13 protein-coding genes are annotated in these 15,255 nt (G+C 72.5%); 3 read left to right on the forward strand and 10 right to left on the reverse strand.

All coding sequences use genetic code 11. From position 1 onward, the window contains the following. Positions 1-48 precede the first annotated feature (48 nt). Positions 49-2,010, reverse strand: a complete 1,962-nt coding sequence (locus EAO77_RS30095) for an acyl-CoA dehydrogenase (RefSeq protein ID WP_147991492.1) — start codon at positions 2,008-2,010, stop codon at positions 49-51. Between the two features lie 195 nt (positions 2,011-2,205). Between EAO77_RS30095 and EAO77_RS30100 the strand changes: the two genes are divergently transcribed. Then, positions 2,206-3,432 carry a metallophosphoesterase gene (locus EAO77_RS30100; RefSeq protein WP_147991493.1) on the forward strand — a complete coding sequence of 409 codons (1,227 nt, stop codon included), beginning with the start codon at positions 2,206-2,208 and terminating at the stop codon, positions 3,430-3,432. A 201-nt stretch (positions 3,433-3,633) separates the two neighbouring features. Continuing rightward, positions 3,634-4,167, forward strand: coding sequence for an EF-hand domain-containing protein (locus EAO77_RS30105; RefSeq protein WP_147991494.1), 534 nt, complete (start codon positions 3,634-3,636; stop codon positions 4,165-4,167). Positions 4,168-4,214: 47 nt separating this feature from the next. Here EAO77_RS30105 and EAO77_RS30110 read toward each other — a convergent pair whose 3' ends face one another. The 4 genes from EAO77_RS30110 to EAO77_RS30125 are packed head-to-tail and all read right to left on the reverse strand — an operon-like array spanning position 4,215 to position 8,473. Beyond that, entirely contained in the window at positions 4,215-5,201 is a 987-nt protein-coding gene (locus tag EAO77_RS30110; RefSeq protein ID WP_147991495.1) for a class I SAM-dependent methyltransferase, read from the reverse strand. Then, entirely contained in the window at positions 5,198-6,304 is a 1,107-nt protein-coding gene (locus EAO77_RS30115) for an NAD(P)-dependent alcohol dehydrogenase (RefSeq protein ID WP_147991496.1), read from the reverse strand. Before EAO77_RS30115 ends, EAO77_RS30110 begins: the two co-directional genes overlap by 4 nt. Next, positions 6,301-7,710: an aldehyde dehydrogenase family protein gene (locus tag EAO77_RS30120; RefSeq protein WP_147991497.1), complete on the reverse strand. Its 1,410-nt coding sequence runs from the start codon at positions 7,708-7,710 to the stop codon at positions 6,301-6,303. Before EAO77_RS30120 ends, EAO77_RS30115 begins: the two co-directional genes overlap by 4 nt. 7 nt (positions 7,711-7,717) lie before the next feature. Further along, positions 7,718-8,473, reverse strand: coding sequence for a (5-formylfuran-3-yl)methyl phosphate synthase (locus tag EAO77_RS30125; RefSeq protein ID WP_147991498.1), 756 nt, complete (start codon positions 8,471-8,473; stop codon positions 7,718-7,720). A 477-nt stretch (positions 8,474-8,950) separates the two neighbouring features. Between EAO77_RS30125 and EAO77_RS30130 the strand changes: the two genes are divergently transcribed. After that, a complete protein-coding gene (locus EAO77_RS30130; RefSeq protein ID WP_147991499.1) occupies positions 8,951-9,829 on the forward strand; it encodes a MurR/RpiR family transcriptional regulator in 879 nt (292 codons plus the stop codon). A gap of 80 nt (positions 9,830-9,909) precedes the next feature. On the opposite strand, the gene EAO77_RS30135 is transcribed toward EAO77_RS30130, so the two are convergent. The 5 genes from EAO77_RS30135 to EAO77_RS30155 form a co-directional block, all read right to left on the reverse strand. Then, a complete protein-coding gene (locus EAO77_RS30135) occupies positions 9,910-11,199 on the reverse strand; it encodes a cyanophycinase (protein WP_147991500.1) in 1,290 nt (429 codons plus the stop codon). A gap of 132 nt (positions 11,200-11,331) precedes the next feature. Further along, entirely contained in the window at positions 11,332-12,549 is a 1,218-nt protein-coding gene (locus EAO77_RS30140; RefSeq protein WP_147991501.1) for a M20 family metallopeptidase, read from the reverse strand. Continuing rightward, positions 12,546-13,310 (reverse strand): amino acid ABC transporter ATP-binding protein, encoded by a 765-nt coding sequence (locus EAO77_RS30145; RefSeq protein WP_147991502.1) that lies wholly within the window; start codon positions 13,308-13,310, stop codon positions 12,546-12,548. Before EAO77_RS30145 ends, EAO77_RS30140 begins: the two co-directional genes overlap by 4 nt. Then, positions 13,307-14,272: an amino acid ABC transporter permease gene (locus EAO77_RS30150; RefSeq protein WP_147991503.1), complete on the reverse strand. Its 966-nt coding sequence runs from the start codon at positions 14,270-14,272 to the stop codon at positions 13,307-13,309. Before EAO77_RS30150 ends, EAO77_RS30145 begins: the two co-directional genes overlap by 4 nt. A 2-nt stretch (positions 14,273-14,274) precedes the next feature. Next, on the reverse strand, positions 14,275-15,216 hold the full coding sequence (locus EAO77_RS30155; protein ID WP_147991504.1) for an ABC transporter substrate-binding protein: 942 nt from the start codon (positions 15,214-15,216) through the stop codon (positions 14,275-14,277). Between the last annotated feature and the right edge of the window lie 39 nt (positions 15,217-15,255).

A 15,255-nucleotide genomic window follows, 5' to 3' on the forward strand; every position in this document is an offset into this window, starting at 1 on the left:
GTCCCGCCTCCGGCCTCCGTGCCGGCCGGAGGCGGGACCGCACCCGGATCAGCCCACCAGGTCCGGCGCGCGCAGCATCTCCGGCGGGATGCCCCAGGCGTCGACCAGGTCGACGGCGAGGGGCCGGACCTTGCGGCAGAGGTCGCTCACCTCACGGCTGATCGCCTTGGAACGCTGGACGGTCAGCCGGCCGTGCTCCATGAACCAGGCCCGGTCCGCCTCGATCGTCGACAGGGCGAACAGGTCGCACAGCAGCCCGAGCGCGACCTTGTTGCCGCTCTCGGGCAGCGCCCGCACCGCGTCGACGAACGCCTCCAGCACGAGCCGCTCGACGTGGGCGTGGGCGACCGCGATCACGTGGTCCTGCACCTGCGAGAAGACGGCACCGGGATCGCGCTTCTGGTCGATCCCGCGCTTGAGCCGGCGGGCCACACCCGCGAGCATGTGCTCCTCGCGGTAACGGAGCATGGCCAGGTGGTACTCCGAGTCGAGCAGCCCGGCCTCCTGGTCCCACTCGTCGCCGCCGGGAAGCAGGTCGCGCACCCGCTCCAGCAGCTTGTGCGCGGACGTCTTCTCGATGACCGTCCCGACCGCGAGCCCGGTGACATAGCGGACCATGCCGAGCTGGTCGAGATCCTCGAACTCGCTCGCGTAGTGGGTGAGCAGACCCTTGGCCACCAGTTGCAGCAGGACGTGGTTGTCGCCCTCGAACGTGGTGAAGATGTCGCTGTCGGCCTTGAGGGCGGCGAACCGGTTCACGGCGAGATAGCCGGCGCCGCCGCACGCCTCACGGCACTCCTGGACGACCCGGGTGGCGTGCCAGGTGCCGAGCGCCTTGGTGCCCGCGGCCCGTGACTCCAGGCGGCGCCGCGCCTGCTCGTCGTCCGTGAGGCCGGAGAAGACCTCGTGCAGGTGGGTGCGCACGACGTCCTGCGCGAAGTGCAGCGCGTACGTACGGGCGACGAGCGGGAGCAGGCGGCGCTGGTGCAGGCCGTAGTCGAGGAGCAACTGCTCCCGGGCGCCCGGGGATGCCTGGAACTGCCGTCGCCGCGCCGCGTACTTCGTGGCGATCGCGAGGGCGACCTTGGCCACGCCGATCCCGGCGCCGCCGACGCTGACCCGGCCCTGCACCAGGGTGCCGAGCATGGTGAAGAAGCGCCGGTCCGGGTTGTCGATGGGGCTCTCGTAGACGCCGTCGGCGGTGACGTCGGCGAACCGGTTGAGCAGCGCCTCGCGCGGCACCCGCACGCCGTCGAACCGGATGCGGCCGTTGTCGACGCCGTTGAGGCCCATCTTGCGGCCGTCGTCCTCGATCCGGACGCCGGGGGCCACTTCGCCGCCGGTCCGGATCGGCACGACGAACGCGTGCACGCCCTCGGACCGGCCGCCCACCTCCAGCTGGGCGAAGACGACCGCCAGTTCGCCGTGGCGGGCCGCGTTGCCGATGTAGTCCTTGCGCGCCTCGTCGCCGTGGGTGGTGATGACGAACTCCCGGGCACCGGCGTCGTACCGCGCGACCGTGCCCAGCGCCTGGACGTTGGAGCCGTGACCGGTCTCGGTCATCGCGAAGCACCCCATCAGCTTCCCGCTGATCAGGTCCGGCAGATAGGCGTCGTGGTGGCGCGCGGTGCCCAGGTGGAGGATCGCGCCGCCGAAGAGTCCGAACTGCACGCCGACCTTCACCAGCACCGACAGGTCGCCGAAGGCGAGCGTCTCGAAGGCGGCGATCGAGGCTCCGACGTCGTCGCCCCCGCCGTAGCCGCCCGGGAAGCCCATGCCGGTCTGGCCCGTCGCGGCCATCTCGACCACGAGCTCGCGCACCCTCTCGCGGAACGCGTCGACGCCGAGCTCGTCCGCCTCCTCGAGGACGGAGGCGTACCTCACCAGGTTGGTCCGGACGAGATCGCGGATCCCGGCGTACTCGCCGTCGAGCAGCTCGGTCAGCGCCGGGACGTCGACCTCGGGCTCCACATAACCGCTCGCGGCGGTAGATGCGTTGTCAGTAGCCATACCGGCTTGCTACCCCGCCCGGAGACGATCAAGCGATCGCCCCGCGCTCCCCGCCCGGACGGGGCAAGCCCGCCGCGCCCGGGGCCCGGGGACCGCCCGTGCCGGAGCCCCGCGGGCGGGCTCCCTCCGTGACGGCGGACAATGAGGTCCCGGGCCGCGTCGGACACGGCCGAGGAGAACCTCGGGAGGGGAAGCATGACCGAGACCAGCGAGACCCGATCAGCCGCCGGTGAAGCCGGCGGGGCGCCGCGGAGCCGACTCCAGCGCCTCATGCGCCTCCTCCCCCTGATCGCCCCCGTCCTGCTGTGGGCCGTGCCGTGCTGGGTTCTCCTGCACACCGGTCAGCACTGGCCGCTGCCCGTCGCACTGACCGGCACCGCGCTGTTCGCCCTCGGTCTGATCGGTATGCCGCTCGCGATGGCGCACGGCCACGGCCGGCGTCAGCGGGACCGGGCGGCGATCGTCGGTGACACGCTGCTGGGCGGCGTCTGGGTCCTGTTCACCTGGTCCGTCCTCCTCGGCTCCCTGCTGCGGGCCGCCCTGACCGTGGCCGGGGCCGGTGACGGACAGGACCGGGCTCGTATCGTCACCTGGGCCGTCCTCGGCACCACCGCCGTGCTGCTCGCCTGGGGGTACGCCGAGGCCCGGCGCGTGCCGCGGGTGCGCAGGCTCGACGTGGAGCTCCCCCGTCTGGGAGCCGGGCTGGACGGCACCCGGGTCGTCCTGATCACCGACACGCACTACGGTCCGCTCGACCGCGCCCGCTGGTCGGCGCGGGTCTGCGAGACGGTGAACACCCTGGAGGCCGACCTGGTCTGCCACACCGGCGACATCGCGGACGGCACGGCCGAACGCCGTCGCGCCCAGGCCGCCCCGCTGGGCACCGTGCGGGCCACCCGGGCCCGTGTCTACGTCACCGGCAACCACGAGTACTACAGCGAGGCCCAGGGCTGGGTCGACCTGATGGACGAGCTGGGCTGGGAGCCGCTGCGCAACCGCCATCTGCTGGTCGAACGCGGCGGTGACACCCTCGTGGTCGCCGGCGTCGACGACGTCACCGCCGAGTCCTCCGGCCTCGCGGGCCACCGCGCCCACCTCGCCGGGGCCCTCCACGGCGCCGACCCGGAGCTCCCCGTCCTCCTCCTCGCCCACCAGCCCAAGTTCATCGGCCGCGCGGCGGCGCACGGTGTCGACCTCCAGCTCTCCGGTCACACCCACGGCGGCCAGATCTGGCCCTTCCACCACCTGGTCCGCCTCGACCAGCCGGCCCTGGCCGGCCTCAGCCGCCACGGCGTCCGCACCCTCCTCTACACCAGTCGCGGCACCGGCTTCTGGGGTCCGCCGTTCCGTGTCTTCGCCCCCAGTGAGATCACCCTGCTCGTGCTCCGCTCCCCGCGGCCGTCCGCCCCGTCCCGGGGCTGAACGGGCGGCGGGCCCCGCCCTGGAGGGGCGCGGTCGCGAAGGACCGGGCCCTCCCGGCCGCCCGGACCGGACGTCGGCGAACTCACTCCTTCCGGTGGCACAGGCCGCCGCACCGTCACGCTTCCGCCCTCGCACGGTTACCCAGGAGCACGCAGTGAGCCAGGTCCGGGACCCACGGACCGCGGGAGACAGGTGACGGACATGCGAACCGAGGCGGCCGAGCGCATCGAGCTGGTCTTTTCCCTCTTCGACGCCAACGGCGACGGAGTCCTCGACTCCGGCGACTTCGACCTCATGACGGGGCGCGTCCTGGAGGCGGCGGGCGCATCGGACGACGGGGCCAGGGAGGCCGTCCGGGCCGCGTTCCGCCGTTACTGGACGACGCTGGCCACGGAGCTGGACGCCAACGGCGACGGCGTGATCACCGTCGACGAGTTCCGTCCGTTCGTGCTCGATCCCGAGCGCTTCGGCCCCACGATCGCCGAGTTCGCCGAGGCGCTCGCCGCACTGGGCGACCCCGACGGGGACGGCCTGATCGAGCGTCCGCTCTTCGTGTCGCTGATGACGGCGATCGGCTTCGCCGAGCCGAACATCCACGCGCTGTTCGACGCCTTCGGCCCGGACGCCGGGGACCGCATCACCGTGGCCACATGGGCCACCGGCATCAGGGACTACTACGCGCCGGACATGGCCGGGATTCCGGGTGACCGGCTGGTGACCGTCCGGGCCGTCTGACACGGCCCCGGCACGGGCGTCCCCGCGGCCGGCGTCGTCGGCGGAGGTCAGGGGCGGGGCTTGTGCGCGAAGACCCACCGGTTCCCTTCCAGCGCGTCGTTCGGCTCGGGAAGGGGACCACGTCCCTGGATGCGGGTGAAGTCGAAGGGCGTGCGCATCGCGGTGGACCAGCCCTTGGCCGCCAGGTCGCCCGCGGAGTCGGGGCGTGGCCCCGGGTCGAAGAGACCGAGCAGATCGATGCCGATCCGTTCTCGCGTCGCCGTGTAGATCGGGCTGTCGCGGTACGCCAGCAGGTCCTTCTCCAGCTTGGCCTCGAAGGCCAGGGCGCTGCCCCCGGTGGTGAGCCGGTGCACGGTGTCGACGAGATACGTTTCGGCGGGGCCCGGCAGGTAGAAGAGCAGCCCTTCGGCCAGCCAGACGCTCGGGGCGGCCGGATCGAAGCCGGCTGAGGTCAGAGCGGTCACCCAGTCGGCGCGCAGGTCGACCGGCACGGCGACGCGCTTCACCTTCGGGACGGCCCGGAGCCCCGTGAGCACCTGCTGTTTGAAGGCCAGCACGCCCGCCCTGTCGATCTCGAAGACGACGCAGCCGGACGGCAGGTCCAGCCGGAAGGCGCGTGTGTCCAGCCCTGCCCCCAGCAGGACCACTTGGCGGGCGTCCGCACCGACCGACCGGAGGACGAAGTCGTCGAGCACCTTCGTCCGCAGGCCGAAGTAACGGGCGAACCTCCCCCACAGAGGATCGGCGTCCCCGTCCGGGACCTGCTCGATGCGGACGGGCCAGCGGGCGCAGGCCCCGGCCGCGCGCACGAAGTGTTCCGCGTAGATGTCCTGGGCCAGGCTGTCGTGGCGGTGGGTCTCGATCGCGCGTGCGGCGGCGACCAGGAGGGCCGTCAGTCCCACGCCCGTGTCCACGCCTTCCGCGTCGGTCCGCGGCGCCGCCGTGGTGGTCGTGTCCCCTCCGGCGGGACCGAAGGTCGAGGAGGCCCCGCGGGCGGGACGGCGGGGGTCCTTGGTGGTGGCCGTTTCGTTCATCGGTCTCTTCCTTCCGGCAGCAGGACGGGCTTGACCACGCGTCCGGCGTCGCAGTCGCGTTCGGCCTGGTTGATGTCGGCCAGCGGATAGGTGCGGATCAGTTCGTCGAAGGGGAAGCGGCCGGCCTGCCACAGACCGATCAGCCGGGGTATCAGGAGGGCGGGTACGGCGTCCCCCTCGCAGATGTGCCGGATGCTGCGGCCTCGGTCGAGCGTGCCCGGTTCGAGCGGCAGCGCGGTGTGGAGACGGGCCACGAGACCGAGAACGCCGGTGGGGCGCAGTGCGCGGAGTGCCTCGTTGATCAGCGGGGCCGAGGCCGTGGTGTCCAGGGCGTACTGCGCGCCGCCGTCGGTCAGCCGGCGGATGCGCTGGGCCGCCCCGGCCGTCGAGGCGGGCAGGGGGATCGCGCCGAACCGTTCGGCCAGGGAGAGCCGGCCGGGATTCCCGTCGACGGCCACGGTCCGTACGCCGGCGGCGGCGGCCGCCATCACCGCCGCCAGACCCACCCCTCCCGCGCCGAGGACGAGGAGGGTGTCGCCGGGAGCGGCGCGGAAGGTGTTCAGCACGGCTCCGGCACCGGTGAGGAAGCCGCAGCCGAGTGGTCCGAGCAGTTCGAGCGGCAGGGCCGGGTCGACCCGGACGACGTTGCGTGCCGGGACGAGGGCGTACTCGGCGAAGGAGGACTGGCCGAACCATCGGGGGGCCAGCGCTCTGCCCGAGGCGTCGGTGAGGCGCGGCGCGTGCTCCTCGCGCCCTCCGAAGAGGTTGAGGGAGGCGAACGAGTCGCAGTGGGCGGGGGCCGCACCGCGGCAGCTCCGGCACTCTCCGCAGAAGTCGAAGCTCAGCACGACGTGGTCGCCGACACCTGTCGTGCCGCCCACGGCGTCGCCCGCTGCCACGACGACTCCGGCTCCCTCGTGGCCGAGGACCGCCGGCAGCGGGGTGCGGCCGGCCGATCGCCGGACCGCGAGATCGGTCCGGCACATTCCGCACCCCGCGATCTTGACGAGGAGCTCGCCGGCGGCCGGACCGGAGGTCAGAACGACGTCCTCGACCGCGAACCGGTCCTCGTACGAGCGCAGTACGGCGGCTCGGAACCTCATCGTCCTTCCTCCTTCAACCGGTGGACGACGAACGGCCGGAGGTTGCCGTAGAAGCCCCACGGTCCGCCCGCGACACCGACTCCGCTGTCCTTGACGCCTGCGAAGGGCTGGGCGAGGGAGAGTTCGGCGTGGTGGTTGATCCAGGCGGTGCCGCATTCGAGCCGGTCGGCCGTCGCCGCCGCCCGGTCGGGATCGGTGCCCCAGACGGAGCCGCCGAGTCCGAAGCCGGTGCCGTTGGCCGCGTCGACGGCTTCGTCGAGGTTCCGGTAGGACAGCACCGGCAGGACCGGGCCGAACTGTTCCCGGGTCACCACCGGGTCGTCGGGAAGGACGTCGGTGAGAATCGTGGGCGCGAAGAAGTGACCCGGTCCGTCGAGTCGGTGACCGCCGGCCGCCGCCCTGGCGCCGGCCGCCAGGGCCCGGCGTGTGACCTCCTCCACCCGGGCCAGCTGGGGGGCGTTGTTGACCGGTCCGATGCGGGTGCCCGGGTCCAGGCCGGATCCCACGACGACGGTCCTCGCGCGGTGTGCGAGGGCCTCGACGACCTCGCCGTGGAGCCGGGCCGGTGCGTAGACGCGTTTGACCGCCATGCAGACCTGCCCGCAGTTGCGGAAGGCGGCCCAGAACAGACGGTCCGCGATCCGGCCCACGTCGACGTCGTCCAGGAGGACGGCCGCGTCGTTTCCGCCCAGTTCCAGCGTGACCCGGGCGAGCGAGGCCGCCGCCGCTGCGGCGACGGCCCGCCCGGTCGGCACCGAACCGGTGAACGTGACGTGACGGATACCCGGGTGGGAGGCGAGGCGGGCACCGAGGGGTTCCCGGCCGGTGACGACGGTCAGGACGTCTTCGGGCAGGACCGTGGCGAGGATCGCACCGAGCAGCCGGGTGGCGAGGGGGGTGTACGGGGACGGTTTGAGGACGACGGTGTTGCCTGCCGCGAGAGCGGGCGCGAACTTCGCCGCCGCGAGCTGGAGGGGGAAGTTCCACGGCACGATCGCGGCGACGGGTCCGAGCGGGCGCCAGCGGATCTCGCCGGCCACGGGGCGGCCGTCGTCGATCCGGCGGGTACTGGGGGCCAGGTCGGCGAAGTACCGCAGCCGGGCCGCCGTACGGGCGACCTCCGCGCAGGACTCGGACAGGGGCTTGCCCTGTTCCCGGGTGAGCAGTGGAGCAAGGTCGTCGCCGGCCGCTTCCACCGCGTCGGCCGCGGCGCGCAGCCCCGCGGAGCGGGCGGCCGGGTCGGCGCGCCATCCTTTCCAGGCGCGCCCGGCTCGGTCGACCACGCCGTCCAGCTCCTCCACGTGCTGGTCGGGGGCTTCGTCGAAGGTCTCCCCGGTGGCCGGGTCGACGACGGCGAGGCGCGTGGCACGGCGTCCGGGGGCGCGGCCGGCTTCCGGAGTCGGCATCCCCGCGTCAGTCGGCGGCCGGGACGCCGGCGGCATGCTCCCGGGCCTGCCGGTCCATCTCCGCCCGGAAGGCGGCGACCAGATGGGGCCGGATCCTTCCCGCGTTGCGGTCACCGCCCGAGCAGACCGCTCCCCGCACGCCCACGATGTCCGTGCCGATGCGGGTCAGCGGGCCGAGGTCGGCCTGCTTGACGCTGCCCGCGAGGGCGGCGAGCAGACCGGAGGCGTGGGCGCGGCGGACGAACTCCGCGCAGGCGTCCGGCGGCACGTGGTCGAAGAGCCGCGTCCCGTCCTTGACCGCGGTGTCCAGCATGGCCGCGTCGGCACCGGCACGGGCGGCGATGTCCGGCAGGGCGAGCGGATTGACACAGCCGACGCGGTGGGCGTCGGCGTAGCCCGAGGCGACGACGAGCGCGTCGGGGCGGTGATCCTTCACCGCCCGGACGACCGCCCGCATGACCTCGGTGCCCTGCTCGGGAGTGGCGCATCCGTACAGGCCCACCTTGATGTACGTGGCACCGGAGACGGCCGCGCCGAGCGCGGCCTGGGCCACCGTGCCCGGCTTGTACGGCACGTCGCCCACGGTGGCGGACACCGGCTTGTCCGCCGGTACCGCGTCGCGGATCTCCCGGATGACCCAGGGGAAGTTGGCGCCGAGAGAGCCCTCGTCGGGCTTCTTCACGTCGACGATGTCGAGGTGCTCCGCCGCCTTCGCGCAGTCGAGGGCCTCCTCGACGCCGTCCGGGGAGATGAGAAGCAACACCGTGAACTCCTTCCGCCGCGAGTCCGCCCGGCCGAGGACGGGGGACCGCGGATCACTGGTTCATGTGCGGTGCGCTCATCATTTCCGCGGGCCCGTGCGTGTCGGTAGAGCGTGCGGGAACCCCCGGACGGCGCGCGTTCCTAAGCCTGTGACCGGGGGTGCACCGGCGTGAACGGGGCCTGTCGTCCGCGCCGGTGACGTCTCCGCCGGCGAGAGCAACCACGGGGACAGGTGCGGCGGCTACCGGCCGGCCCCCGTCCGTCCGTCGCCTGCGTCCGTCGACGTCCCGCACGGTGCGCACCGCGCGGGACGTCATCCGGGCCCCCTGCCGTGCCGCCCTTCCGGACTGGGCAGATTCCGTAATGGGCGGTACATTCGGTCCCTGAAACTGGCCGATCTGAAACGTGGCGAGCCGGGGAGCGCGGCCTCCACGGCAGCTGTCCGCCTCGGTGATCCGGCCCCGCAGAAGGGAAAGCCATGAGCCCCACGCTGGCCGACGAGATCCGCAGTCGGCTCGGAGAGCTGAGTCCCGCGGAGCGCAAGGTCGCGCGGGTGCTGCTGGCGGGGTATCCGGCCGCGGTCTTCGAGACGGTCGCCACGATCGCGGAGCGGGCGGGCGTGTCGGCACCCACGGTGCTGAGGTGTGCCTCCCGGCTGGGCTACCGGGGCTTTCCCGATCTCCAGGCTGCTCTCCGCTCCGAACTCGACGCCCGCAACGCCTCGCCGATCACCCTCTACACGACCGCGGAGTCGTCGAAGCACGAGCGGACGCAGGCTCCGCAGGACTCCGCCGCCACGCAGCTCGGCGAGCGCTCCTCACTCGTGCGGCAGGCCGTCGCCCAGACGTTCGACGAGGTGGCGGCGCACGAGTTCGAGGACGCCGTCGGCCTCCTCTCCGACCCCCGGCGTCGCGTGCACGTGGGGGGAGGACGGTTCACGCATCTGATGGCCGAGTACCTGGGCCTGCACCTGATGCAGTTCCGCAACCAGGTGAGCTTCCTGCCGCACAAGGACGTGGAGCGGACCTCCTTCCTCACGCAGCTGACCCGGCGCGACGTCACCGTGCTGTTCGACCACCGGCGTTACGAGGCCGACAAGACGCTGATCGCCGAACTGGCCCGCGAGCGGGGCGGCAAGGTCATCGTGTTCACCGACCCGTGGCTCTCCCCCGCCGCCGCCCACGCGGACGTCGTCCTCATCACCCAGGTCTCCTCGGACTCCCCCTACGACAGCCTCGTACCGGCCCTCGCGGTCGTCGAAGCGCTCGTCGCCGCCGTCCTCGACCGGATCGGCGGCAGCGGCCACGAGCGCATGAAGGAAGCGGAGAGGATCGCCCGGCGCACCGGCCTGCTGTGAGCGGATCGTGCGTCGCGGTCCGCAAGGACCAGCAAGGAGCCGGCCCCTGTCCTGGGGCCGGCTCCTTGCCATGCGGTCGGTCAGCGCGGCGCGATGTCGACGCGCAGCGAGAGGAGCGTGCGGGCGTCCGCGCCGTCGCCGGTGAAGGCGGCGAAGCCCCGCCCCTTGGTGAACGTCACGGCGAACCGCGGCCCGCTCTCGAAGGTGGTCGCGGTCGCGCTGTTCTGCGCGCGCGTCGAGGCGAGCGCCCGCGCGGTGGTCCGGAAGGCATACGGGGTGCCGTCGGGGTTGGCCGCCGAGTGGAAGACGTCGGTGGTGACGGGCACGGGTGTCGTTCCGAGGGGGCTCAGCGGCTGCTTGGCCGGATGGACGCGCGGCGTCCAGGTGCGTGCGTCGTACCGGTCCCCGTCCGTGAGGTAGCTGTACCGTGCCCGGCGGAGGGACCAGCCGTCCGCGGACTCGTACGCGCGGGCGTCCCGCAGGTCCAGGACGGCGACGCCGTTCGGCCCGAGGACACTGAGGTGCTCGCGATGGCTGCCCGGCCGGTCGACGACGAGGGCGGTGTTCTCCTCCAGGGCGTAGACACGGTCGTGGCCGGTGTCGGAGGCGAGGCGCAGCGCCCGGCCCTCGCGCCCGTAGGCGCCGGTGTGGGTGTCGACGAGCCCTGACCGGAGGAAGCCGAAGCCGCCCTCGGGGAGGTGGCCGAGGCGCGTCGGATCGTCGTAGTAGCCGGGTGCGCTGCCGTCCCTGAGCCCCTCGTAGGACTCTCCGCCGGTGACCATGTCGGGGCCGGATGCGATCTGGGCGCCCGCGGAGGACCCGGCGACGACGGCGCCTCGGGAGAGCTTGGCGCGGATGGCGGCGAGGACCTTGGAGTCCTCGTGCCGTTCGCCGCGGAGAAGGGTGGTGACGTAGCGGTACTGGTCGCCTCCGCCGAAGAAGAAGCCGGTCATGGAGTCGACCTGGGCGACGACGGCGTCCGAGTCGGCGTCGGCGACGTGGTCGACGTCGAGGGGGATCCACTGGGCGTCCGCGGCGCCGTGCCGCCGGAAGACCTCGGCGTAGTAGGCGCCGTTGCAGGCGGAGTTGCTGCACCGCTCGGGGTCGCCGGCGTGGGGGTCCTGGCTCTCGGGCACGGAGGCGGCCGTGATGATCCCGATGCGGGCGTCGGGGCCGCCGGCCCGCTTGATGATCTCGCCGTAGACCTGGGTGTTGCTCTCCTTCAGGGCTCCGCCGATCAGGACGAGGGACCCCGCCCGGCTCCGGTCCTGCGGTGCGTCGGCGAGGGCGGAGGACTGGACCGAGAGGAGGGAAACGGCGAGGGCGCAGGCGAGGACGGTGCGGCGTGCGGGTGCGGAAGGGGCGCGCATGGTGCCTCCGTTGAGGGGCGGGTGGGTGGCGGGATTGCGGGGGCCGGGGCCGTGGGGACGCCTCCTGGGGCGCCGGCACCGTGCCCCCAGCGGAGGAGAGCGGGGCTTCCCTCCGCTGTGCGCCGGCGTCGTTCAGGTGCGGCCGGCCTTGCCCAGGGAGGCGATCAGGTCGGCGAGGAGGGCGATGCGCTGCGGGACGCCGGCGACGTCGAGCCACTCCTGGGGCGTGTGGTCGGCGCCTCCGACCGGGCCGAGACCGTCGAGGACGGGGACTCCCGTGCCGGCGATGAGGTTGGCGTCGCCCACTCCTCCGGTGGCGGCGGCGCCCAGTTCGATGCCGGTCGCTCGGGCGGCGTTGCGTGCGTGGTCGAACATCCGCCGGGAGGCGGAGGTGTCCTCCATCGGCGGGCACATGTCGAGCTGCTCCACCTCGACCGTGACGCCGGGGACGCCGGGCTGGCCGGCGGCTTCCCGGATGGCCCGGTCGACGCGCTGGATGCCGGCCCTCGTGGCGGCGCGCACCTCGATGCGCAGATCCGCCTGGGGACAGACGATGTTGGCGCGGGTCCCGGCCCGGACGACGCCGACGTTGACGGTCACGTCGTCCCAGTGGCCGTTGAGGGCCTGGAGGGCGACGGTGAGGTGAGCGGCGGCGAGGGCGGCGTTGGCACCGCGCTCGGGTTCGATGCCGGCGTGTGCGGCCCGGCCGGTGACGGTGAGGCGGAAGTCGGCGACGCCCTTGCGGGCGATGACGAGGTCGCCGTTCTCCCGGGCGCATTCGAGGCCGAGTCCGACGTGCACGCCGGCGGCCGTTTCCTCGATCAGCGGCCGGCTGGCGGGTGAGCCGATCTCCTCGTCGGGGGTGGCGAGCAGGACCAGCTCGTCGTACGCGTCGATGCCGAGTTGTCCGAGGATCTCCAGGGCCGTGAGTCCGGCGAGCAGGCCGCCCTTGTCGTCGCTGACGCCGGGGCCGTACGCCGTGGAGCCGTCGATCCGGAAGGGGCGGGCGGCCGCGGTCCCGTTCTCGAAGACGGTGTCCATGTGGCCGGCGAGGAGGATCCTGCGGCCTCCCGCCGGCTCGGGGAGCCTGCCGCGTCGGCGGCCGACGAGGGCGTCACCGGTCCGGTGTCCATCGGGCGTCGGCGGGAAGCGGACGCGTTCCACGGCGAACCCGAGCCGATCGAGTCTGCGCTCGACCCAGTCGGCGACCCGGTTGACGCCGGCGGCGTCGTAGGAGCCGGAGTCGAGGGAGACGAGCTCCTCCAGGTCGCGCAGGTAGCCGGCGTGGCGGGCGCGAGCAAGGTCCAGGAGGTCGTCGAGCCTCTCCTGCCGGCGGGTGGGGGCGGTCACAGGACCTTGGACAGGAAGGCGCGGGTGCGCTCCTGCTCCGGGTCGACGAGCACCTGCCGGGGGTCGCCCGCCTCGACGACGACGCCCTCGTCCATGAAGACGGCGGTGTCGCCGGCCTCGCGGGCGAAGCCGATCTCGTGGGTGACGACGACCATGGTCATGCCGTCGGCGGCGAGCTGCCGCATGACGTCCAGGACGTCGCCGACGAGTTCGGGGTCGAGCGCGGAGGTCGGCTCGTCGAAGAGCATGAGCTTGGGCTGCATGGCGAGCGCGCGGGCGATCGCGACGCGCTGCTGCTGGCCGCCCGACAGCTCGGCGGGGTAGTGGTGCCCGCGGTCGCCGAGACCGACCTGTTCGAGGAGGGCATGGGCACGCTCCCGGGCGTCGGCCCGGGAGACGGCGGCGACCTTGACGGGGGCCTCCATCACGTTCTCGACGGCCGTCATGTGCGGGAAGAGGTTGAAGCGCTGGAAAACCATGCCGATGTCGCGGCGGCGGTCCGCGACCTCGCTCTCGCGCAGCTCGTGGAGCTTGGTGCCCTGCTGGCGGTAGCCGACGAGCTCCCCGTCGACGGTCAGCCGGCCGCCGTCGACCTTCTCCAGGTGGTTGATGCATCGCAGGAAGGTGGACTTCCCGGATCCGGAGGGGCCGAGGAGACAGCAGACCTGGCCGCGCTCCACAGTGAGGTCGATGCCTTTGAGGACCTCCAGATTCCCGAAGTGCTTGCGCACGCCTTCGGCGCGCACCATGGGGGTGCTCATCGGTTCAGCTCCTTGCTGTTCTTGCCGGACGGCTGCACGCTTCCGCCGACAAGGCGCCGGAACGGCGAGACGTGTCCGGCGCGTGCGGTGCCGCGCCCGTAGCGTCGCTCCAGCCATGCCTGGGGCACGCCGAGGAGGGTGACGAGGGCCAGGTACCAGATGCTGGCCACGACCAGCATGGGGATGACCTGGTAGTTCTGGGCGTACACGTCCTGGATGTTCGACATCAGGTCGTGGGCGGAGATGACCGAGACCAGTGCGGTCATCTTGAGCATGTTGATGGTCTCGTTGCCCATCGGGGGGATGATCACGCGCATGGCCTGCGGCAGGACGATCCGGCGCATGGTGAGCGCCGGCCGCATGCCCAGCGAGTGCGCGGCCTCCGACTGGCCCGGGTCCACGGACTGGATGCCGGCGCGGACGATCTCCGAGGCGTAGGCCGCCTCGTTCAGGCCGAGGGCGAGGAGGGCGGCGATCGCCGGTGTCAGGAGCGTGTTGGTCTCGGCCTGGAAGAACGTGATGTCGGTGAAGGGAATGCCGATCTCGACGTACTTGTAGAGTGCGGCGGCGTAGCCCCAGAAGATGATCTGGACGAGCAGCGGGGTGCCGCGGAAGACCCAGACGAACGCGGTGGCGAGTCCGTACAGCACGGGACTGGACGAGAGCCGCATGACGGCGATCAGCGTGCCGAGGGACAGACCGAGCAGCATGGCGGCTGCGGTCAGCCAGAGGGTCGTCGCGAGACCGTCGAAGATGAGGTCGGCGAACAGGTAGTCACCGACGACGTCCCAGCGCAGGTTGTCGTTCTTGGCGAGGGAGCCGATCAGCCCGACGAGGGCGAGCACCGAGGCGACGGCCGCGATCCAGCGCCCGTGGTTGCGGGCGGGGACGATCTCGAGTTCCCCGACGAGCGGCTGGTCGGCGGGGGTCGTGTGGGGCGGGACCTTGGTCGTGCTGGACATCCTCAGTCCACCGCCGCGTTCCTGGTGGCTTCCTTCACCGCGATCGACGCAACGCCGTACTTGTTGTAGATCTTGATCAGGGTGCCGTCGTCGATGAGGGACTGCAGTGCCTTCTGGACCGCAATCGTCAGCTCGGGCAGCTGCTTGCTGACCGCGATGCCGTTGGGCGAGGCGTCGTAGCCGCCCGGGGCGGCGGGGTCCTCGACGAGGTCGAAGGACGTGCCGCCGTCCGCCGTCCTGGCCACCCAGCCGGCCGCCGGCTTGGTCAGCACCTGGGCGACGACCTTGCCGGAGCGCAGCGCGAGTTGCGCGTCGGAGTCCTTGGGGAAGGTCTGGATGTCGATCGTGTCCTTGCCCGCGCCGGTACAGGCGGCCTGGTGGGACTTCAGCAGGTCGAGCTGGTTGGTCGCGGTCTGGACGGCGACGTTCCGTCCGCACAGGTCGTCGAGGGTGGTCACGCCCGCCGGGTTGCCCTCGCCGACGAGGATGCCGGAGCCGGACTGGGAGTAGTCGACGAAGTCGACGACCTTCTGGCGCTCCTTGTTGTCCGTGATGGCGGACATCGCCACGTCGAACTTGCCGGCCTGGAGGGCCGGGATGATGCCGTCGAACTTCTGCGGGGCGAAGGCGAAGGTCACGCCCAGCTTGGCGCCGAGGGCTTGGCCGAGGTCGTAGTCCAGCCCTGTCAGCTGTGCCTCCCCCTCCTTCACGTACATCTCGAAGGGCGGGTACGGGACGTCCGTCGCGACACGCACCTCACCGGCCTTCTTGATCTTCTCGGGCAGCAGGTCGTGCAGCTTCTGGTCCTTCACGATCTCCACGCCGCCGATGACGGCCCTGCCCGGCGGGGCGGCGGGCTCGTCGTCGCCACAGGCGGACAGGGACAGGAGCATGGCCGCCGCGACGGCGGCGGCGGCCGCGGGGCGTGCGGTAAGAGCGTTCATCGCCGGGAACCTCTCGGTGGTCTTCTGCCGGCGGAGTCC

It is taken from the genome of Streptomyces sp. T39, assembly GCF_008042045.1.
GTDB lineage: Bacteria > Actinomycetota > Actinomycetes > Streptomycetales > Streptomycetaceae > Streptomyces.